Source organism: Streptomyces sp. NPDC052012, from assembly GCF_040689265.1.
In the GTDB taxonomy this organism is placed as follows: Bacteria; Actinomycetota; Actinomycetes; order Streptomycetales; family Streptomycetaceae; genus Streptomyces.
Genome location: NZ_JBFAXA010000032.1, coordinates 45,002 through 65,393, shown reverse-complemented (window position 1 = coordinate 65,393; position 20,392 = coordinate 45,002). Strand labels below are relative to the sequence as shown.

Below are 20,392 nucleotides of genomic sequence, written 5' to 3'. Positions count from 1 at the left end.
TGCACTTATCACGGTACGCCGTGTTTCAGGCACCCGTTTCCGGTCAGCCCTCCTCGGCCGACCCCCGGGAAGCCGCCTCCGCAGCCTTCGCGGCAGCACTCCCCGGACGCTTACGAGCCACCCAACCCTCGATATTCCGCTGCTGACCACGGGCCACAGCCAGCGAACCGGGCGGCACATCCTTCGTGATCACCGAGCCGGCAGCCGTGTACGCGCCGTCCCCGATCGTGACAGGAGCCACAAACATGTTGTCCGAACCCGTCCGGCAATGCGACCCGACCGTGGTGTGGTGCTTGTCCTGACCGTCGTAATTCACAAACACACTCGCCGCACCGATGTTGCTGAACTCACCGATCGTCGCGTCACCGACGTAGGAGAGGTGCGGCACCTTCGTGCCCTCACCGATCGAGGCGTTCTTCGTCTCGACGTACGTACCGATCTTGCCCTTACGGCCCAGACGCGTCCCCGGGCGGAGATAGGCGAAGGGACCGACGGAGGCCTCCGGACCCACCTCGGCACCGATCGACACCGTGTTGTCCACACGCGCCCCCGCGCCCACGCGGGTGTCCGTCAGACGGGAATGGGGGCCCACCTCGCAGCCTTCGGCCAGATGCGTGGCACCGAGCAGCTGCGTCCCCGGGTGCACGACGACGTCCTGCTCGAAGGTCACGGTGACGTCGACGAAGGTCGTGGCAGGGTCGATGACCGTCACACCCGACAGCATGGCCTCGGTCAGCAACCGGTCGTTGAGAATCCGCCGCGCCTCGGCCAGCTGCACACGGTTGTTGATGCCCGCGATCTCCCGGTGGTCCCCCGCCAGCGCCGCACCCACCCGGTGACCCGCCTCCCGCAGAATCCCCAGCACATCGGTGAGGTACTCCTCACCCTGCGAATTGTCCGTCCGGACCTTCTTGAGGGCATCGGCCAGCAGGGCCCCGTCGAACGCGAACACCCCGGAGTTGATCTCACGGATCGCCCGCTGCTCGTCCGTGGCGTCCTTGTGCTCGACGATCGCGGTGACGGCACCGGTGCTGTCGTCCCGCACGATCCGGCCGTACCCCGTCGCATCCGGCACCTCGGCGGTCAGCACCGTCACGGCGTTGCCGTCCGCGGAATGCGTCTGCGCGAGCTGCCGCAGCGTCTCACCGGTCAGCAGCGGAGTGTCCCCGCAGACGACCACGACGGTCCCGTCGACGGCACCGCCCAGCTCCTCGAGGCCCATGCGCACGGCGTGACCGGTCCCGTTCTGCTGCGCCTGCACGGCGGTGCGGACGTCGGGCGCGATCTCGGCGAGATGAGCGGTCACCTTCTCGCGGGCGTGCCCCACGACGACGACGAGGTGCTCCGGGCGGAGCTCGCCGGCGGCGGCGAGCACATGTCCCACCAGGGAACGGCCACAGATCTCATGCAGGACCTTGGGTGTGGCCGACTTCATACGGGTGCCCTCACCCGCTGCGAGAACGACGACGGCTGCCGGGCGATTGGCGCTCACGGGATGCCCTTCGGCTGTGATGGGGAGGGGGTGGACATCCGCAGGATACCGGGGTGTTTCGGGGCGGACATGAGCGCGGGTCCCCGCCGGGGGTTCGCCGGTGAGGACCCGAACCCATGGTGTGTGCGCCGTGGGCTCCCCCGCAAGGATTCGAACCTTGTCCTGCTGGTACCAAAAACCAGTGTGCTGCCAGTTACACCACGGGGGACAGCGCCTCAGACCTTACCGGAGACGCGCTTGCGCGTTGGTCACGATGCCGTCCCACCAGCCCTCGATGCGGTTGTACAACTGGGCGCTGCGGGCAACGGTGATGACGAGGCAACCGTGGTAGTCGTCGCCGGTGTTCTTGCGGACGGATTTCGCGTTGTGCTTCTTGAGCGTCGGCTTCCCGAAGACCGAGGGATATCGCGTCGTATCGCTTGTCTAAAGTCACCGGAAATGCACCGGCCGGCGCCCGTAGGCTGGAGGCATGACCGCGACGGGGGAAGAGCTTGTGTCGGCCCGGGGAGGGCCGTGGTGGTGGGCGCGGCGGCGTAGTGCCGTGCTGGACGTGGGGCTCGCGGTGGTGTCCGCGGTGGAGTGCGGGCTTGAGGGGATTCCGTTCGCGCGGGACGCGGGGATTCCTGTGGCCGCGGGGGTCGTCTTCGGGGTGTTGGCCGGGTCCGTGCTGGTGGTGCGGCGGAAGTGGCCGATCGCCGTCGTGCTGGTGACCATCGCCGTGACGCCCGCCCAGATGGGGTTCCTGATGTGCGTGGTCGGGCTGTACACGCTCGCCGCCTCGGAGCTGCCGCGCCGGATCATCGCGTCGCTCGCGGGGATGTCGGTGGTGGGGACGTGGATCGTGACGTTCGTGCGGTTGCGGCAGGACGTGGCGCGGGGGGATCTGAGTCTCGGGGACTGGTTCGTGTGGTTCGCGTCGATCGCGGCTGCGCTGGGTGTGACCGCTCCGCCGGTGCTGCTGGGTCTGTATGTGGGGGCTCGGCGGCGGTTGATGGAGAGCTTGCGGGAGCGGGCGGACTCGCTGGAGCGGGAGCTTCAGTTGCTTGCCGAGCGGGCCGAGGAGCGGGCCGAGTGGGCGCGGAACGAGGAGCGGACGCGGATCGCGCGGGAGATGCATGACGTCGTCGCGCATCGGGTGAGCCTGATGGTGGTGCATGCGGCCGCGTTGCAGGCGGTGGCGCGGAAGGATCCTGAGAAGGCCGTGAAGAACGCCGCGCTGGTGGGGGACATGGGGCGGCAGGCGTTGACGGAGCTGCGGGAGATGCTCGGGGTGCTGCGGGCCGGTACGGATGCCGGTGGGCAGCGGCGGGAGCGGGTGTCGGTGCCTCCGCTGGCGGCGGTGGGGGTGGCTGCCGCGGCGGCTGCTTCGCGGGCGGTCGACGGGGAGGAGGGCGCGGCGGAGGGGCCGTGTCTGTCGGACCTCGAGGAGTTGGTCGGGCAGTCGGCGGCTGCGGGGATGGTCGTGGATCTGTCGGTGGAGGGGGAGAGCCGGTCGTATGCGCCGGTGGTGGAGTCGACGGCGTACCGGGTGGTGCAGGAGGCGTTGACGAACGTGCACAAGCATGCGGCGGGTGCGAAGACGTATGTGCGGCTGGCGCATCGGGTGTCGGAGATCGCGATGCAGGTGGAGAACGAGCCGCCGCCCGTGGCCGCGTCGTCGGCGGGGCTGCCGTCCGGGGGCAATGGTCTGGTGGGGATGAAGGAGCGGGTGTCGGCGCTGGGCGGGGTGTTCGTGTCGGGGCCGACGGAGGCGGGGGGTTTCCGGGTGTCGGCGGTGATTCCGGCGTCGTAGGCCGAGCGGCCGAGCGGCCGGGTGGCCGGGTGGTGTGGTCGGCCGTCGCGGGGGTGCGGGGCGGGGCTCGGGGGTTCAGCCGGCGGTGAGGCGTACGGGGGTGAGGCCGGCGATGAGGGTGGCGAGGGCCTGGTCGATGTGGGGGCCGAGGTACCAGTCGCCGGTGTGGTCGAGGGCGTAGACGCGGCCTTCGGTGTCGATGGCGAGGAGGGCCTCGGTGTCGGTCTCGGCGCCGAGGGGGCAGACCTGGGTGTCGAGGGCGCGGCCGAGGTCGCCGAGGGTGCGGGCCATGTGAAGGCCGTGGAGCGGGTCGATGTGGAGGGTCGCGGGGGCGACCTGGCGGCCGGGTCCGGTGGGGCGGATGTGGAGTCCGCCGAATTCCGCCCAGGCTTCGACGGCGGCGGGGAAGACGGTGTGGCGGTGTCCGGCGGGTGAGGTGTGGTCGCGCAGGGCGTCGGCCCAGATCTCGGCTTGTTTGATGTCCCAGCGTCCCGGTTGCCAGCCGGCGGCGCGCAGGGCGGCGTCGACGGGTACGGGGAAGCGCGTGGTGGAGGTGCGGTCGGTGTGCATCTGCCCTTCGTTCGTCGAGGTCAGGGGTCGGGGCCGAGGGGGTGGGGTGGGCGGCGGTGTGGCTCGTGTCAGCCGTCGGTGGCCGCGGGGTCGACTATGCGGACGCCGAAGTGGGCGCTGAGGGCGGTGCAGGCGCGGCAGGGGGTGGCGAAGCCGCCGTGGAGGGGGTCGCCGTCCTCGCGGATGCGGCGGGTGGTGAGTTTGGCGTGTTTGAGGGCTTTGCGGGCTTCGCTGTTGGTCATGGGTTTGCGTGCGGCGCGTTTGCTGCGGGCGGCGTCGGTGGCGGCGATGTGCCGGGAGATGAGGATGGTTTCGGCGCAGCGGCCGGTGAAGCGGTCGCGCTGACCGCTGGTGAGGGTGTCGAGGAAGTCCTGGACGAGGGGGTGCAGGGCGGGGGGTGTGTCGCCGCGGGCGGGGGTGCCGGTGAGGGTGGCGCCGCGGACGGAGAGGGCGGCGGCGACGGTGGGCAGGATGCCGTCGCGGCGGTGGCGCAGGGCGGGGGCGGGGGTGTCGGTGGGCGCGCTCCAGCCGATGCGGGGGTCGCCGGTGCGGGGGTCGCCGGACCGGCCGGTCTGCGCCCCCATCTGCGTCATGTTCATGATTGCCATCCCCTCCCGTGCATCCCCCCGGAGGTCACAGAGTGCCAAATGCCGTGGCTGATGCGGAAGCTGGGGCGGAGCGACACGCCCGGGTTTGGGCGGGCTGTCATCGCAGGGTGACGGCTGGTCACGGAAGCGGAGGGGTGGTGACCGGTGCCGGTGACCGGTGTCGTCGTACCGCATAGGCTGTCGGGCACCGCGATCCGTGCGGTGAGGAAAGTCGTAACAGACGTGACAGTCGAATACGTTCCGTGACCGGCCGAGGGTGGTCGGACGGGGGCGTATCAGAGTGCCGCAGGGGGCAACCGCCATGACGACAGGTCGGCTCGGGCAGCAAGCCGCGCCGCCGAACGCGGCCTACGCCGGGCAGGTCGTGCATTTCCCGGATCCGGTGCGGGCCGCCCGGCATCCGAGAGGTGTGCGGGTGGACGAGCGTGGTTACCCCGACTTCTCGCCCTATGCGCGGGCGGCCGCCGAGATCGCGGATCCGCCGGAGGGTTTCGGTGTCGACGAGCTGCGGCTGACGGACTACGTGTCGGCGAACGCGGCGCTGGCGGCGAGCGGGCACGAGCTGTGGGACACGGTGCCGGCGGTGGCGACGCCGCACGGCTGGACGTGGCATCACGTGGCGGGGACGCGGCGGCTCGAGCTGGTGCCGGTCGAGGTGAAGGCGCTGCTGCGGCACCACGGCGGGGTCGCGACCGCGAACGTGGATCAGGACAAGCGGGGCACGCGGCCGTTGCAGGAGACGCGTCCGGCGCATTTCGGGCTGCCGAAGTCGGGTGTGGCGGTGACGGAGGCGCAGGTGCAGCAGGTCGAGGAGGACCTGGGATACCGGCTGCCGGGTGCGTACCGGTCGTTCCTGAAGGCGGCGGGCGGGTGTGCTCCGGTGGGCACGGCGCTGGACGCGGAGCTGGGGCTGCTGGTCGACCAGCCGTTCTTCACGGTGCGGGACGAGGCGGCGGTCAACGATCTGGTGTACGTCAACAAGTGTCTGCGTGACCATCTGACCAAGGACTACCTGAGCGTCGCCTTCGTGCAGGGCGGGCTGCTGGCCGTGAAGGTGCGGGGCGAGCGGGTCGGTTCGGTGTGGTTCTGCGCGTACGACGACGTGCGGGACGTGGATCCGTCGTGGCCGCCGGCCGAGCGGGTGGAGCGGCTGCTGCTGCCGTGCGGGGACGACTTCGACGCGTTCCTGTCGCGGCTGGCGGGGTCTCCGCCGGAGCTGGAGACGGTGGCCAATCTGATGGTGGACGGCGGCTTCGCGCAGGTCGTCCCGGTTTCTTCCGCGGGGGAGTGAGCTCGTAGCGATGGTGACGTTCGCGCAGGCGCAGGAGCGCGCGGAAGAGTGGATCAACGGTGACGTGCCGTCGTACCAGCACCGTGAGGTGCGGGTGCGGGAGTTCGATCTCGGGTTCGTGGTGTGGGCGGAGGACCGTGCGGACGGTCCGCGTTCGGACGGGGGCGCGCAGCGGCTGGTGATCGCCCGGGACAGCGGTGAGGCGACGTTGTGGCCCGCGCTGCCGGTGGGTGAGGTGATCCGCCGGTACGAGGAGGAGTACGGCCGTCCGGAGGCGGCGCCGGAACCGGAGCCCGCGCCGGCGCCCGCTCGGGTGGATCTGAATCAGACGTCGTTCCTGCTGAGTCCGCCGGAGTGGTTGCAGGAGGCGGCGGACCGGCTGGGGATTCCGGATCGGCGGGAGTCGGGAGCGTCGGGGGCTTCGGGAGCGTCGTCGGCGTCGGCGGCGGGGACCGGGGCTTCCGGGTCGAGTTCGGCTTCCGGTTCGCTCTCCCGTCCGGCTTCGGACACGGGTGCGGGTGCCGGTGCCGCCGTGCCGGGGCAGGGGGCGTCCGCTGCCGCCGGGAGCGGTGCCGCGTGGCCCGCCGCGGCCGGGGAGAGCGACTCCCCGGCGCAGGACGGAGCGGGCACCGGGACGGCGGGTGCGCCGGCCGGGTCGACTCCGTGGGCCGGTACGGACACCAACGCCGATGCCGGTGAGGACCGTTCCGTACCTCTGCCGGACACCGTGTTCGCGCCGCAGTTGAGCGAGTCGGGCGACGACACCCCGACGCCGCCCCCGGCGACGGCGGACGCCCCGACGGCGCTGATGTCGGGCGGCAGCCAGCTTCCGCCGACGGCTCTGGCACCGGCGGTGCAGGATCCCGGCGCGCAGTCCCCTCCGGGAGGCTCGCAGGGGGCGGGGGCTCCGGGGACGCCGCCTCCGGGTGCGCCCGCCGCGCCGGCCGCCGGCGGGCCGGGCATTCCTGCGCCGGGTGCGTCGAGCACGCCGCCGCCCGGGCAGGGCGGGGCGGCGTACGGGTACCCGGGGCAGGCGCCCGCCGGTGCCGTGCCGCCGGGGGCTCCTGGTGCGCCGGAGCGGCCGCTCGCGCCGCATGCCGGGGACATCGCCGATGCCGCGACGAGCAAGGCGACTCCGCCTCCGCGGCGCGGTCAGGGTCCGTCGACCCCGCCTCCGCCGGGCGCCCCGGGTGCGCCGGGCGCACGTCCGGGGAGCAGCACGCCCCCGCCTGCCGCGGGTCCCGGGGCGCCGTACGTCCCGACCCAGCTGGTGTCGGCGCTCGGCCCGGAGGGGCCGGGTTCTCAGCCTTCCGGTGGCCGGACTCCGCCGTCGCCCGGTACTCCCACGCCGCCTCCGCCCGGTACTCCGACGCCGCCGCCTCCGCCCGGTGCGCCGGGCACGCCCGGTACCCCGCCCGGCGGTGTCCACCATGCCGCGACGATGCTCGCCGATCCTGGCCGTCCGGGCGCGGGTGCCCCGAACGCCCCCGGCGCCCCGGGTGCGCCGCAGCCTCCGGGCCCGCCCGGAGCACCGCAGCCGCCCGGGCCTCCCGGCGCCCCCGGTGCCCCGGGCGCGGCGGGCGGTGCGCGTGGCCCGGTGAACTACGCGGAGACCGTACTCGCGGCGCCGCCCGTCGGCGGCACCGGTGCGCCTCCGCCGCCCCCGGCCCCCGGGGTTCCGGGTACGCCTCCGCCGGCTCCCGGCATGCCCGGCGGTGCCCCGCCGATGCCACCCGGTGCGATGCCGCCCGGTGCGATGCCGCCCGGTGCGCCGGTTCCGGGGGCCGCCGTGCCGGGGCAGCCGCCGGCGTACGGGTATCCGCAGCAGCCCACCGGTCAGCCGACCGTGGGCCCCGGCTACCAGGCCGTGCTGCGCTACCGCGCGCAGGACGGCTCCGAGCAGCAGCTGATCCGGCGTTCCGCGCCCGGTACGCCGCACCCGGAGTGGCAGATCTTCCACGAACTGCGCGCCATGAACGTGCCGCCGGACCAGGTGCTGGAGCTGCACACGGAGCTGGAGTCGTGTGAGCTGCCGGGCGCCTACTGCGCGCGGATGATCCGCGAGCAGTGGCCGCAGGCGCGGATCACGTCGATCGCGCCGTACGGCACGGATCACGCGAGCCGGCAGCAGGGCATGCAGCAACTGCTGGCCCACCAGGGCGAGTTGCACCAGGTGGCCGACGGTCCCGCGCGTCCGGCGCCGGTGCGCGTGCCGGTGCCGCCGGTGCCGCCGGCGCCGCCGATCCCGCCTGAGGGCATCGCGCAGGAGCTGGCGGCGGCGTTCGGGCCGGGGGTGTTCCGCTTCGAGCAGGCGGCGGTGTCCCGGCAGGGTGTGCCGCCGGTCGTGGCGCACACGCTGGTGGCGGCCGGACTGCCGTTGGACATGGGCCCGTTCTTCTGGGCGCAGGCGCAGCCGGGCCGTCCGGTGCCGACGCTGGCGGAGCTGGCGGCGGAGCGGGGTGTGCAGCCGGCCTCGGACGCGGGCTCGTACCTGGTGATGGGCAGCGACTTCGGCAAGGCCATCTGTGTGCAGTACGGCACGGCGAACATCGTCGCGGTGCCGGTGGAGGCGGGGCCGGGCGGTGCGCCGGTGCCGCCGCAGTTCGTCAACACCGGTCTGCCGGAGTTCGCGCGCTGCCTCGCCCTGCTCGGGCGGATGTGGCGGCTGCGGTTCGGGCTGAACCAGGAGCAGGCGGGTCGCTGGACCGTCGACTTCCAGGCGCAGTTGGCCGCGCTGGACCCGGCGGCGCTGGGTTCGCCGGAGAGCTGGTGGTCGGTGCTGCTGGAGCAGATGTGGGACGGGCTGTTGTGACGCGCTGAACGCGAGTGCGAGGGGCCGGCCCCGGTCGAAGGATCGGGGCCGGCCCTTTTGTTCGCTCGCCGACCAGGGTGTATGACCGGAGTGTCGCGTTATGAACCCTTAAGTGCCATACCTCAGGATGTGCGCGAAATCATCATGTCGCATCCGTCCGGAGGAGAGGTCGAGGATGAGCAGCGCACCGGAGTCGTCGCAGGGCTTCGTGGCCGTGCGGGGGCGCGGCTACCGCCCCTTGCAGGTGATCGCGTACGTCGAGGCCCTGTCCCAGGACCGTGACGCGGCGTGGGAGCGGGCCGCCCGGCTGACCGTGCTGGCCCGGGAGATGGAGGAGGAGCTCCAGCTGCTGCGGGAGCGGGTGGCGAAGCTCCCCGACCAGACGTACGAGTCGCTCGGTGAGAGCGCCCGGCGGCTGTTCGAGCTGGTGCAGGAGGAGGCGGCGGCCGTGCGGGAGGGCGCCCGCCGGGAGGCGCGGCGGATCGCTCAGGAGGCGGACGCCGAGGCGGACGTCGTACGGGAGTCGGCGCAGGCGTACGCCGACACGGTGCGTGCCGAGGCGGACGAGGCGGCCCGGCAGCGGCTGCTGGCCGCCGGTGCGCAGGCCGACGACATCCGGGTCGCGGCCCGCCGCGAGGTGAAGCAGCGGCGCGGTGAGGCGCTGGCGGCGCAGCGCGAGATGCGCCGGCGGGTGTCCGAGATGCTCGCGGAGATGGCCAGGGAGCAGGCCGGGCGGCTGACCGACGTGGAGGACGAGGAGGCTGGGCGCGCGGCGGAGCTGGAGGCCCGGCACGCGGAGGCGGTGGCGCGGGCCGAGCGTGAGCTGTCGGAGGCGAAGCGGGCCTTCGCCGACGCGGAGGAGGCCGCCCGCCGCCGGGAGGATCAGGCGCGGGAGCGGGCGGCGGAGATCCTCGCGGCGGCGCGGGCCGAGGAGGAGGCGATCGCGGCCGGGACCGAGCGGCTGCTGCGTGAGCACGCGGAGATGCGGGAGGACGTGCAGGCCCATATGGACCATGTGTGCAGCAGCCTGACGGCGTTGACGGGCCGGGCGGTGGAGTGAGCGGCGTCTTCCTCCCGTCAGCTCTTCCGGCGGGTCGCCCCGGCGAGGATCCAGCCCTCCACCGCCTCGTACTGCCGGCGTTGTTCCTCCGCCTTGGTCCGGCCGCTGGCGAGGGTGCCGAGCCAGCCGCAGGCGAAGCCGACGGGGATGGACAGCAGTCCGGTGGTGGTGAAGGGGAACCAGTTGAAGTCGGCGTCGGGGAAGGCGGAGACGGGTGAGCCGGAGACGAGGTTGGTGCCCGGCATCAGCAGCAGGACGGCGAGGGTGCCGCCGATGAGGGTGCTGAGCAGGCCGGCGCGGGTGTAGCGGCGCCAGAACAGGCCGTAGACGAGCGCCGGGGCGATGGCGGAGGCGCCGATGCAGAAGGCCAGGGTGACCAGCGGCTGCAGGCTGTAGTGCTGGACGAGGGTGGCCAGCAGGATCGTGGGGACGCCGACGGCCAGTGCGGAGGCGCGGGCCAGGGTCATCTCGCGGCGCGGTGACATCTCCTGGACGCGGGCGGCGAAGACGTCGTGGGCGAGGGAGTTGGCGCAGGCGAGGATCATGCCGGCGACGGAGGCGAGGACGGTGAGGAAGATCGCCGTGGTGACGGTGGTGAACAGGAAGGTCTCCGCCGTGGTCACCTCCGCTCCGAACGCGGCCTGGGAGCCGATCAGATAGGCGGTGTTGCCGCGCGGGTCGGCCTGCGCGATGGCGGCCCGGCCGATCAGCGCGGTCGCGCCGAAGCCGATGACGGTGATGACGAGGACGAACAGGGCGACGATCGACACCGCCCACGACATGGAGCGGCGTACCTGGCGGGCACTGGAGGCGGTGTACATGCGCATGGTGACGTGGGGCAGGACGGCGCCGCCGAGGACGACGGTCAGCTGCGAGCTGATCATGTCCAGGCCGGGGCTGGCGCCGCCGGCGAACTGCAGGCCGGAGGCGAGGAAGTCCGAGCCGACCCCGCTGTTCGCGGCGGCGGCGTCGAACAGTGTGCCGGGGTTCCAGTCGAAGCGGTGCAGGATGAGCGCGGCGACGACGAGGCCGGAGCCGAGCAGCATCACGATCTTCAGGATCTGGATGAGGGCGGTGCCCTTCATGCCGCCGATCGCCGCGTAACTGATCATCAGGGCGCCGACGCCGACGATGCAGCCGGTCTGCATCGACTCGCCGGAGAAGCCGAGGATGAACGCCATCAGCTGGCCCGTGCCGGCCAGTTGCACCAGCATCATCGGCAGCAGCGCGGCGAGCGTGACGGCGCAGGCGGTGATCCGCACGCTGCGTCCGGGCAGGCGCCGGGCCAGTGCGTCGCCCATGGTGAACCGGCCCGCGTTGCGCAGGGGTTCGGCCAGCAGGAACATCAGCAGCATCAGCGACAGGGCCGTGCTCAGGGCGAGGACGATGCCGTCGTAGCCGAACAGGGCGATGACGCCGCCGGTGCCGAGGACGGTCGCGGCGGAGATGTAGTCACCGGCTATGGCGAGGCCGTTGCGCATGGGCGACAGGGAGCCGTAGCCGGTGTAGAACTCGTCGAGGTCGTCGCGGTCGGGGCCGGTCATCACGCACAGCAGCAGCGTGACGGTGGCGACGGCGGAGAATCCGACGAGGGCCATGGCCTGGGCGTTTCCGCTGAACTCGGGGTTCATCGCGCGGCCTCCCGTTTGGCGTCGAGCTCCGCCTGCTTGCGGATGAGGGCGGCCAGCGGGTCGACGCGGCGCCGGGCGGTGCCTTCGTACAGGGCGATCGCCAGCCAGGTGACGGGGACCTGGAACAGGGCCAGCAGCAGGCCGGTGGGCAGGCCGTCGGTGACGGTGCCGGTCATGAAGGAGGGGGCGTACGCGGACAGGATCAGGAAGAGGGTGAAGTAGCCGAGCGCGGTGAGGGTCGCCACGCGTCGCTGCCATCGGTAGGCGCTGCGCAGGATCCGCAGGTCGCTGTGGTGACCGAGGCGGGCGTGCGGGGCCGCCCGCCGCGGCTCGGGCGGCTCGGGCGGGGCCGGTGGCTGCCAGGGGTAGGCGGCGTAGGGGGGAGAGGCGTCGCGGCGCGGCACATGCGGCTGATACGGGTCGTAGGACATCCCGTACTCCTTGCGTGGCTCGGGTCCGGTGCGGCGGACCGCAGGGAGGTGGGGGGTGGTAGCGGAGGACGCACGCTACTCGGGCCCTCACGACCGCGCTGCGTTTTGGCCAAACTGATCGGTCGGTATGGGGAGCCGGGGCTGACCTGGGGTGTTACCGGCGTTAACTTCCGGGCCGGAAGGACGGACCTGCTTCGACGTGGGCAGTCTGGTGCCCCGTGGATTCTGGTGTGACGGTGTGCCGGGCTCAGTGCTGTCCCGTGATCGTCGCTTCGTGTCGGCCGGGCCAGACTCAGAAGCTTTCCGAGGCGGAGGCGTGATCCGCTGCCACGTGGACGGCGGGGATCAGGTCTGCGATCCGTTCGAGTTGGTCGCGCTGGGAGCGCAGGTCCAGGGCACCGAGGCGGGCGACGATGTGCTGAGCACCGGCGGCGACGTACCGTCCTAGGTGTTCCAGCACCTGGTCCGCGGAGCCGGTGACAACGGCCTGGATCTTTTCCAGCTCGTCCAGGGGCATGCCGTAGGTGGCCCGCGCGTAGTCGTCCAGTGCCCGGCGGCCGCTCTCGATGTCGTTGTCGATCCGTACGGAGACGAACAGTGCGGGGGTGATGTCCTCACCTTCGCGGCCTGCGTCGGTTGCCGCTTTGTGGATGGTGCGGAGGCCGGACGCGTAGTCGACGGGGTCGGGCGGGTAGGGCAGCCATCCGTCGTACAGTCGGCCGGTGCGGGCCAGCGCCGCGGGGGTCGCACCGCCGAGCCAGATGGGCGGGCCGCCAGCTCGGGGCGGCCGGGTCGTGGGCGGGATGTCGTCGAACCGAAGGATCTCGCCGTGGAAGGCGTCGGCGCCGTCCCACAGGGCCCGCCACAGCGCGACAGTCTCGTCCAGGCGGGCGAAGCGCCTTTCCCACGGCAGCTCGGACAGTGTGTAGAGGGGCCGCCCGAAGCGGCCGGGGAAGCCGGCGCCGACGGTCACGGTGAGCCGGCCACCGGCCAGCAGGTCGATCGACGCGAGTGCCTGCGCTGCCTGGATCGGCCGACGCAGGAACGGCATCAGTGCGGCGGTGCCCAGCGTCACGGCCTCGGTCACCGGAGCGAGTGCGGCCAGCATCGTGAGCGCCTCGACGCGTGGGCTGATCAGAGAATCGTTGGCGAAGAGCGAGGAGAAGCCTGAGCGTTCGGCATAGCGACCGAAGGCAACCAGCTCGCGAGGGTCGTCGGCAGGGCCCCACTGGGCGGTTCCGGTCGGAAGCAGTACACCGATGTCCATGTCGGCCATGTTCACGACCGGTACGAGTGGCGACAATTCCCTGCGGGGAATGGCCTGGGACCCTCTGCCGCCGTTACAACAGGCTCGTGGACTTCCCTCGTGCGCTTCGTGAACGTCGTACCCGCCGTCATGTCAGCCAGCTCGAGCTGGCGCTGCGAGCGGGCACCACCCAGCGCCACCTCAGCTTCATCGAATCCGGCAGGTCAGTCCCGGGCCGGAGCATGGTCCTGCGCCTGGCCGAGTCGCTGGAGCTGCCGCTGCGGGAGCGCAACGAGTTGCTGCTGGCCGCCGGGTACGCGCCCGCCTACTCGGAGAGCTCACTGGACGATCCGGTGCTGGCCCCCGTGCGCACGGCGATCGACCACATCCTCCGCGGGCATCTGCCGTATCCGGCGCTGGTTGTGGACCGGGGCGGTGACCTGGTCGCCGCGAACACCGCATTCGACTTGATCACCGAGGGGGCGGCTGACGAGCTGGTGGGTCCGGGCACGAATGTGTACCGCCTGGCGCTGCATCCCGACGGACTGGCTCCCCGTATTCTCAACCTCGCCGAGTGGGCGCGCCACATCCTGGTCCGCCTTGACCACCTGGAGGAGTTGCGCGCCGAGCTCACCGGGTACGTTCCCGAGCCGGAGCCGTCCGCCGGGCAACTCGGTTTCGCGGTGCCGCTCCGCCTGCGGTCCTCCCACGGTGAGCTCCGCCTGATGACGACTGTGACGACCTTCGCCACCGCCGTCGACGTGACGCTTGCCGAGCTGAAGCTGGAGGCGTTCCTGCCGGCCGACCCGGCGACGGCCGAGGCTCTCTCAGCAGCCGCCGGGGCAATGGCTTGCACTGTTGCCGCTCAGGAACCGGGGAACATGTAATCGGTCTTGATGCGGCCGTTGTCGTCGAGTACGAGCACGTCCGAACCACCACCCACCACGTCGCCGGTTGCTGTGGACACCGCCTCCCAGTCGATCCTGACCACGCCATGGAGACGTATCGCACCGGGGCGGGACCGGAAGACGAATCCCTGTTTCTCGACGAACCGCTCGTAACTTCGCGCCACCCGGCTCTCGATGGCGTCGTGTCCCTGAGCCTCCAGAGTCGGATGGTCGAAGCCGAGTTCCGCGGCGGTCTCCCGTATTTCCGCGGGCGGGTGAAGGATGTGGGTGCCGTCCTCGGCCCACAGCCGCTCGATGATCGCGCGGCGCTCTGCGGCGTCGCGTACATTCCATTGAGCCGTGTAGCGGTCCGCCAGCTGCTGCGGGTCGATCTCGATCATCTTCGTCTCCTTGCCCCGGCAGGTCCATTCAGACCAGATCCTGCGGGGCGCGCTGGAGACGGACAATTCCCTGCAGGGAATGGGCTTGCAAGTCGGAGACGAACAGCTCATCCCGCAACCACCGCCGCACGGGCGAGGAACTCTCGGCATGGAGAGCCACCAGCAGGGTGAGAGCTCTGTTCACGCCGGTGGCCACGGCTTGGTTCGACCGGGCAGTGTGAGGACGTACGCCGCGCCGGGCCGGGCGCCGATCGTCGTGTCGCCGACGCGGGTGAAGCCGTTGCGGGTGAGGACCCTCATCGAGGCCGGGTTGTCCAGGGTGGTGACCGCGGTGAGGGACGTCAGTCCGTAATCCGTGGCAGCCAGGCGGCAGGCCTTCGCGACCGCCGCCGTCGCCACGCCCCGGCCCGCCGCGGACTCGGCCACCCGGTAGCCGAGTTCGGCCGAGCCGTCCGTCACGTCGATCAGGTTCACCCGGCCGATCAGGTGCCCCTCCTCGTCCAGGACCACGTGGAAGTGGCAGACGCCGTCCTCCTGTTCGGCCAGCAGCGACGCGAGGCGGGCGGCGAAGCCGGGCGGTGTGAAGAACGCGTCCCCGCGGTCCGGCACCGTGCGGGTGAAGTACGCGCGGTTGGCGCGTTCGAAGGCCAGCAGGGCGTCGGCGTGCTCCGCGCGGAGGCGTTCCAGGGTCACCATGACGGGACCATAGGCGTACTCAGTCCTTCAGCACCGGGAATTTCCGCGGCGCCAGGATCAGGAGCACCAGGAACGCCAGGGCCGCCGCACCCGCCGCGCCCAGGTAGACCGCGTGCACGGCGTCCGCGATGGCCCGGCGGGTCGACTCGGCGGCGGTGCCCGCGTCCAGCGCGCTCGTCACCGCCTCCAGGTCGTTCGCGTCGCCGAGGCGGGCCGCCAGCACACCGTTGGCGACCGCGCCGAACAGCGCCGCCCCGACCGTCTGCCCGGTCTGGCGGCAGAAGAGGATCGACGCCGTCGCCGTACCGCGTTCCTCCCAGCCCACCGTGGACTGCACACCGACGATGAGGGGGAGCTGGAACAGGCCCAGGGCCGCGCCCAGGAGCAGCATCAGCAGCGTCGGCTGCCATGCCTCGCCCGGGTAGGGGAGGAAGGGGAACGCGAACAGGATCAGAGCCGCCGTGCCGATGCCGAGCATCGCCGTGTGGCGAAAGCCGATCCTGCGGTAGACGTGCTGACTGAGGGCCGCCGAGATCGGCCAGCTCAGCGTCCATACGGAGAGGACGAAGCCCGCCGCCACCGGGGCGAGGCCGAGGACCGACTGGGCGTAGGTGGGCAGGAAGACCGTCGGGGCCACCATCAGCAGGCCCAGGGCGCCGAGGGCGAGGTTGACCGCGGCGATGGTGCGGCGGCGCCACACCCAGCCCGGGATGATCGGCTCCTCCGCTCGGCGCTCCACCCGGAGGAACAGCACCAGCAGTGCAAGTCCCGTACCCAGCAGGGCCAGTGACGGCGCCGACAGCCAGTCCCAGGCGACCCCGCCCTGCACCAGCGCCGTGAGCAGCGCACCGCCGCAGGCGAACACCGTCAGCGCGCCCGCCCAGTCGACCCGTGCGCGGGCCGCCGGCTGCCGCTGCGGCTCGTGCAGGTGACGGACGATCAGCCACAGCGCCACCGCCCCGATGGGCAGGTTGATCAGGAAGATCCAGCGCCAGTCCGCGTACGCGGCGAGGACGCCGCCGAGGCCGGGGCCCGCCACCGCCGAGACCGCCCACACCGTGGACAACCGGGCCTGGATCTTCGGGCGTTGCTCCAGCGGATACAGATCGGCGGCGAGCGTCTGCACCGTGCCCTGGAGAGCGCCGCCGCCCAGGCCCTGCACGATGCGGAAGGCGATCAGCGCGGCCATGTTCCACGCCAGCGCGCACAGCAGCGAGCCCAGCAGGAACAGCACGGCGCCCGCGACGAGGACGGGTTTGCGGCCGAAGGTGTCGGAGAGCTTGCCGTAGACGGGGAGGGTGACGGTCACGGCCAGCAGATAGCCGGAGAACAGCCAGGAGAAGACGGAGAAGCCGCCGAGGTCGCCGACGATCTGCGGGACGGCGGTGGAGACGATGGTGGAGTCGAGCGCGGCCAGCGCCATCGCGAGCATCAGCGCGGCGACGACCGCTCCGCGCCGGTCGGGTGCGGTCTGCTCCGCGGTGTCCTGTGCCGCCGCCGGTCTGGTGTCGCCCACCGGAATCCTTCCCTCGCCGTTACGTGCCCCCTGCACCTGTCCGCCGCCGCACAGCATCGCACTTGACCCTGACGTGGCGGGAGGGTGAAGGCTGACTGCACCGGCGGAGGGACCCGACCCCGAGAAGGACTCCACCCGCCGGGGGAGAGCCCCTAGGGGTACCTCCGTACTACGGCTCGGGGAGGGTTCGTACCGGCGGAGGACGAGACGGCCCGATGCCGTTCTTAACCTGGCTTTACGCCGCTGGGGGGCGGCTGAGCCCAGCAGCGGGGGTGGGGTTTTCCTCAGTACAAGACTGCGCTGAGCACCAGCGCGCCGGACCCCTGACCGCCGCAAGACTGAACACGTCAACACGCCATACCGAAACGCACTCGCCGAGTGCACCGCTTTCATCTGCTGACCGACATAGGAGACATACCGTGACATCGGCTGTGACCATTCCCAGGCACGGGGGTACTGGAGGGCGTACGGCCGTTGCCGCGCGGGCGCGGCAGGTCGTCAAGGCCTACGGGGCCGGCGAGACCCGTGTCGTCGCCCTGGACCACGTCGACGTGGACATCGCCCGCGGCCAGTTCACCGCGATCATGGGCCCCTCGGGGTCCGGCAAGTCCACGCTGATGCACTGCCTGGCCGGACTCGACACCGTGACGTCCGGTCAGATCTACCTGGACGAGACCGAGATCACCGGCCTGAAGGACAAGAAGCTCACCCGGCTGCGCCGGGACCGGATCGGGTTCATCTTCCAGGCGTTCAACCTGCTGCCGACGCTGAACGCGCTCGAGAACATCACGCTGCCCATGGACATCGCCGGCCGCAAGCCCGACAAGGCGTGGCTGGACCGGGTCGTGGAGACCGTGGGGCTCGCCGGGCGGCTCAAGCACCGGCCGACCCAGCTGTCCGGCGGCCAGCAGCAGCGCGTCGCCGTGGCACGGGCGCTGGCGGCCCGGCCGGAGATCATCTTCGGTGACGAGCCGACCGGCAACCTCGACTCGCGCGCCGGCGCCGAGGTGCTCGGCTTCCTGCGCCGCTCCGTGGACGAACTCGGCCAGACCATCGTGATGGTCACCCACGACCCGGTCGCCGCCTCCTACGCCGACCGCGTGCTGTACCTCGCCGACGGCCGCATCGTCGACGAGATGTTCAAGCCGACCGCGGAGACCGTCCTGGACCGCATGAAGGACTTCGACGCCCGGGGGCGTACGTCATGACCGTGCTGAAGACCTCGATGCGCAACTTCGTCGCGCACAAGGGCCGGATGGCGCTGTCGGCGATCGCCGTGCTGCTGTCGGTGGCGTTCGTGTGCGGGACGCTCGTCTTCACGGACACCATGTCCACCACCTTCGACAAGCTGTTCGCGGCCACCTCCTCCGACGTGACGGTCAGCGCCAAGGACTCCTCCGACACCGGCGAGACCACCTCCGGCAACGGCAAGCCGCCGGTGATGCCCGCCTCCGTCGTCTCCGAGGTGCGCAAGGCGGACGGCGTGAAGTCGGCCGAGGGCACCGTGTTCTCCACCTCGGTGACCGTCGTCGACGCCGACAAGGACAGCCTCTCGCCCACGGGCGGCGGCCCGACCATCGTCGGCAGCTGGAACGCCAACGAGGCCCGCACCATGGACATCACCACCGGCGCGGCCCCCAAGGGCGCGGCCCAGGTGATGGTCGACGCGGACACCGCCGACAAGCACGACCTCGGCCTCGGCGACGAGATCAGCTGGATCACCGCCGTCGGCACCTACACCGCGAAGGTCTCCGGCATCGCCGACTTCACCGTCACCAACCCCGGTGCCGCGATCTTCTACCTGGACACGAAGACCGCTCAGCAGACCCTGGTCGGCGAGAGCGACGTCTACACCAACGTCAACGTCACCGCCGCGGCCGGCGTCAGCGACGCGCAGCTGAAGAAGAACGTCCTCGCCGAGGTCGGCACCGGCTACAAGGTGCAGACCGCGAAGGAGACCGCGGAGGCCAACCAGAAGGACGTCGAGGGCTTCATGAGCGTCATGAAGTACGCGATGCTCGGCTTCGCCGGGATCGCCTTCCTCGTCGGCATCTTCCTGATCATCAACACCTTCTCCATGCTGGTCGCCCAGCGCACCCGGGAGATCGGCCTCATGCGGGCCATCGGCTCCTCCCGCAAGCAGGTCAACCGCTCGGTGCTGGCCGAGGCGCTGCTGCTCGGCGTGGTCGGCTCGGTGCTCGGCGTCGGCGCGGGCGTCGGGCTCGCGGTCGGGCTGATGAAGCTCATGGGCCAGATGGGCATGAAGCTGTCCACCGACGACCTCACCATCGCCTGGACGACCCCCGCGGTCGGCCTGGTGCTGGGCATCGTCGTCACCGTGCTCGCCGCCTACCTGCCCGCCCGGCGGGCCGGGAAGATCTCCCCGATGGCCGCCCTGCGCGACGCCGGCACCCCCGCGGACGGCAGGGCCGGCTGGATCCGCGGACTGATCGGTCTCGTCCTGACCGGTGGCGGTGCCTTCGCGCTGTACCTGGCGGGCGCGGCCGACAAGGCCACCGAGGGCTCGCTGTGGCTGGGCATCGGCGTGGTGCTGTCGCTGATCGGCTTCGTCGTCATCGGCCCGGTGCTCGCGAGCGGAGTCGTCCGCGTCCTCGGCGCGGTCCTGCTGCGGGCCTTCGGACCCGTCGGCCGGATGGCCGAGCGCAACGCCCTGCGCAACCCGCGCCGCACCGGCGCGACGGGCGCCGCGCTGATGATCGGCCTCGCCCTGGTGGCCTGCCTGTCGGTGGTCGGCTCCTCCATGGTGGCCTCCGCGACCGAGGAGCTCGACAAGACGGTCGGCACGGACTTCATCGTCCAGAACGACGGCGGCCAGCTGATCACCCCCCAGGCCGTCGAGGCCGTGAAGTCGGCGCCGGGCGTGGAGCACGTCACCGAGTACAAGTGGACCGAGGCCGACTTCACCACGCCCGACGGCAAGACCGTGAAGGACACCGCGATCACCGCGGCCGACCCGACGTACGCCACCGACCTGCGGGTCGAGACGGTCGCCGGGAACCTCTCCGACGCCTACAAGCCCGACTCGATGTCCGTCCACGAGGACTTCGCGAAGGACCACGGCATCAGCATCGGCTCGACGATCGACGTCGCCTTCAAGGACGGCCGGACGGGCGAGCTGACGGTCCGGGCCATCACCAGCAGTGAGGCCGTGATCGACGCGGGCGCGATGTACACGTCCATCGACACCCTGGCCAAGCACGTGCCGGCCGACAAGATGCCGCTGGACACGCTGCTCTTCGCCTCGGCGAAGGACGGTCAGCAGGACGCCGCGTACAAGGCGCTCAAGGACGCGCTGGACGAGTACCCGCAGTACCAGGTGCGCGACCAGACCGACTACAAGGAGGCGCTGAAGGACCAGATCGGGCAGCTGCTGAACATGATCTACGGCCTGCTGGCCCTGGCGATCATCGTGGCGATCCTGGGTGTGGTGAACACCCTGGCCCTGTCGGTCGTCGAGCGCACCCGGGAGATCGGCCTGATGCGGGCGATCGGCCTGTCGCGCCGGCAGCTGCGCCGCATGATCCGCATGGAGTCGGTCGTGATCGCCCTGTTCGGTGCCCTGCTGGGCCTGGGCCTGGGCATGGGCTGGGGCGCCACCGCCCAGCAGCTGCTCGCCCTGGAGGGCCTGAAGGTCCTCGACATCCCGTGGCCGACGATCATCGGCGTCTTCATCGGCTCGGCGTTCGTGGGCCTCTTCGCGGCCCTGGTCCCGGCGTTCCGCGCCGGCCGCATGAACGTCCTGAACGCCATCGCCACCGAGTAGCCACCGCACACGGGGGTTGCGGGGGAAGACCCGGTGCCGGAAAGTCTCGACCGACTTCCCGGCACCGGGTCCTTTGCCTGTCGACCCTTCCCACCCCACCCAGCCGCGTCCAGCCAGCGGCGTGCATGCCCCACCAGGGGCCGGGACGCGACACCCGCCTCTCCGTCTTACCGAG

General features: G+C 71.6%; 16 protein-coding genes and 1 tRNA gene. 7 read left to right on the top strand and 10 right to left on the bottom strand.

Features of this window, described 5'->3' with window-relative positions; genetic code table 11:
• Window positions 1–43 precede the first annotated feature (43 nt).
• Both glmU and AB0412_RS32615 read right to left on the bottom strand, forming a co-directional pair.
• Window positions 44–1,492 (bottom strand): bifunctional UDP-N-acetylglucosamine diphosphorylase/glucosamine-1-phosphate N-acetyltransferase GlmU, encoded by a 1,449-nt coding sequence (gene glmU, locus AB0412_RS32620; protein ID WP_366406210.1) that lies wholly within the window; start codon window positions 1,490–1,492, stop codon window positions 44–46.
• A gap of 135 nt (window positions 1,493–1,627) precedes the next feature.
• Window positions 1,628–1,700: transfer RNA gene (locus tag AB0412_RS32615), tRNA-Gln, on the bottom strand.
• A 261-nt stretch (window positions 1,701–1,961) separates the two neighbouring features.
• Here AB0412_RS32615 and AB0412_RS32610 point away from each other — a divergent pair.
• Window positions 1,962–3,284: a histidine kinase gene (locus tag AB0412_RS32610; RefSeq protein WP_366406209.1), complete on the top strand. Its 1,323-nt coding sequence runs from the start codon at window positions 1,962–1,964 to the stop codon at window positions 3,282–3,284.
• Between the two features lie 75 nt (window positions 3,285–3,359).
• Here the strand turns inward: AB0412_RS32610 and AB0412_RS32605 are convergent, their stop codons facing one another.
• On the bottom strand, window positions 3,360–3,854 hold the full coding sequence (locus AB0412_RS32605) for an SUKH-3 domain-containing protein (RefSeq protein ID WP_366406208.1): 495 nt from the start codon (window positions 3,852–3,854) through the stop codon (window positions 3,360–3,362).
• Window positions 3,855–3,922: 68 nt separating this feature from the next.
• Complete coding sequence (locus AB0412_RS32600) at window positions 3,923–4,453, bottom strand: YwqJ-related putative deaminase (protein WP_366406207.1); 531 nt, start codon at window positions 4,451–4,453, stop codon at window positions 3,923–3,925.
• Between the two features lie 310 nt (window positions 4,454–4,763).
• On the opposite strand from AB0412_RS32600, the gene AB0412_RS32595 reads away from it, so the two are divergent.
• The 3 genes from AB0412_RS32595 to AB0412_RS32585 all read left to right on the top strand — a co-directional run bounded on the left by AB0412_RS32595 (window position 4,764) and on the right by AB0412_RS32585 (window position 9,625).
• A complete protein-coding gene (locus AB0412_RS32595) occupies window positions 4,764–5,753 on the top strand; it encodes an SMI1/KNR4 family protein (RefSeq protein WP_366406206.1) in 990 nt (329 codons plus the stop codon).
• Between the two features lie 10 nt (window positions 5,754–5,763).
• Window positions 5,764–8,565: an SUKH-4 family immunity protein gene (locus tag AB0412_RS32590; RefSeq protein ID WP_366406205.1), complete on the top strand. Its 2,802-nt coding sequence runs from the start codon at window positions 5,764–5,766 to the stop codon at window positions 8,563–8,565.
• A 175-nt stretch (window positions 8,566–8,740) separates the two neighbouring features.
• Window positions 8,741–9,625 (top strand): cellulose-binding protein, encoded by an 885-nt coding sequence (locus AB0412_RS32585; protein ID WP_366406204.1) that lies wholly within the window; start codon window positions 8,741–8,743, stop codon window positions 9,623–9,625.
• A 17-nt stretch (window positions 9,626–9,642) separates the two neighbouring features.
• Here the strand turns inward: AB0412_RS32585 and AB0412_RS32580 are convergent, their stop codons facing one another.
• The 3 genes from AB0412_RS32580 to AB0412_RS32570 form a co-directional block, all read right to left on the bottom strand.
• Window positions 9,643–11,256, bottom strand: coding sequence for a cation acetate symporter (locus AB0412_RS32580; protein WP_366406203.1), 1,614 nt, complete (start codon window positions 11,254–11,256; stop codon window positions 9,643–9,645).
• Window positions 11,253–11,687 carry a DUF485 domain-containing protein gene (locus AB0412_RS32575; RefSeq protein ID WP_366406202.1) on the bottom strand — a complete coding sequence of 145 codons (435 nt, stop codon included), beginning with the start codon at window positions 11,685–11,687 and terminating at the stop codon, window positions 11,253–11,255. Before AB0412_RS32575 ends, AB0412_RS32580 begins: the two co-directional genes overlap by 4 nt.
• A 292-nt stretch (window positions 11,688–11,979) precedes the next feature.
• Window positions 11,980–12,963: an LLM class flavin-dependent oxidoreductase gene (locus AB0412_RS32570; protein ID WP_366406201.1), complete on the bottom strand. Its 984-nt coding sequence runs from the start codon at window positions 12,961–12,963 to the stop codon at window positions 11,980–11,982.
• 77 nt (window positions 12,964–13,040) lie between these two features.
• Here AB0412_RS32570 and AB0412_RS32565 point away from each other — a divergent pair, with 77 nt between their 5' ends.
• A complete protein-coding gene (locus AB0412_RS32565) occupies window positions 13,041–13,820 on the top strand; it encodes a helix-turn-helix domain-containing protein (RefSeq protein ID WP_366406200.1) in 780 nt (259 codons plus the stop codon).
• Here the strand turns inward: AB0412_RS32565 and AB0412_RS32560 are convergent.
• From AB0412_RS32560 to AB0412_RS32550, 3 genes are all read right to left on the bottom strand, one after another.
• Window positions 13,799–14,221, bottom strand: a complete 423-nt coding sequence (locus AB0412_RS32560) for a hypothetical protein (protein ID WP_366406199.1) — start codon at window positions 14,219–14,221, stop codon at window positions 13,799–13,801. The genes AB0412_RS32565 and AB0412_RS32560 overlap by 22 nt on opposite strands.
• A gap of 180 nt (window positions 14,222–14,401) precedes the next feature.
• Window positions 14,402–14,917 (bottom strand): GNAT family N-acetyltransferase, encoded by a 516-nt coding sequence (locus tag AB0412_RS32555; protein ID WP_366406198.1) that lies wholly within the window; start codon window positions 14,915–14,917, stop codon window positions 14,402–14,404.
• Window positions 14,918–14,936: 19 nt separating this feature from the next.
• Window positions 14,937–16,433: an MFS transporter gene (locus AB0412_RS32550; protein ID WP_366406197.1), complete on the bottom strand. Its 1,497-nt coding sequence runs from the start codon at window positions 16,431–16,433 to the stop codon at window positions 14,937–14,939.
• Between the two features lie 419 nt (window positions 16,434–16,852).
• Between AB0412_RS32550 and AB0412_RS32545 the strand changes: the two genes are divergently transcribed.
• Together AB0412_RS32545 and AB0412_RS32540 are read left to right on the top strand one after the other, a co-directional pair.
• Window positions 16,853–17,641, top strand: a complete 789-nt coding sequence (locus tag AB0412_RS32545) for an ABC transporter ATP-binding protein (RefSeq protein WP_366406196.1) — start codon at window positions 16,853–16,855, stop codon at window positions 17,639–17,641.
• On the top strand, window positions 17,638–20,217 hold the full coding sequence (locus tag AB0412_RS32540) for an FtsX-like permease family protein (RefSeq protein ID WP_366406195.1): 2,580 nt from the start codon (window positions 17,638–17,640) through the stop codon (window positions 20,215–20,217). Before AB0412_RS32545 ends, AB0412_RS32540 begins: the two co-directional genes overlap by 4 nt.
• Window positions 20,218–20,392 lie beyond the last annotated feature (175 nt).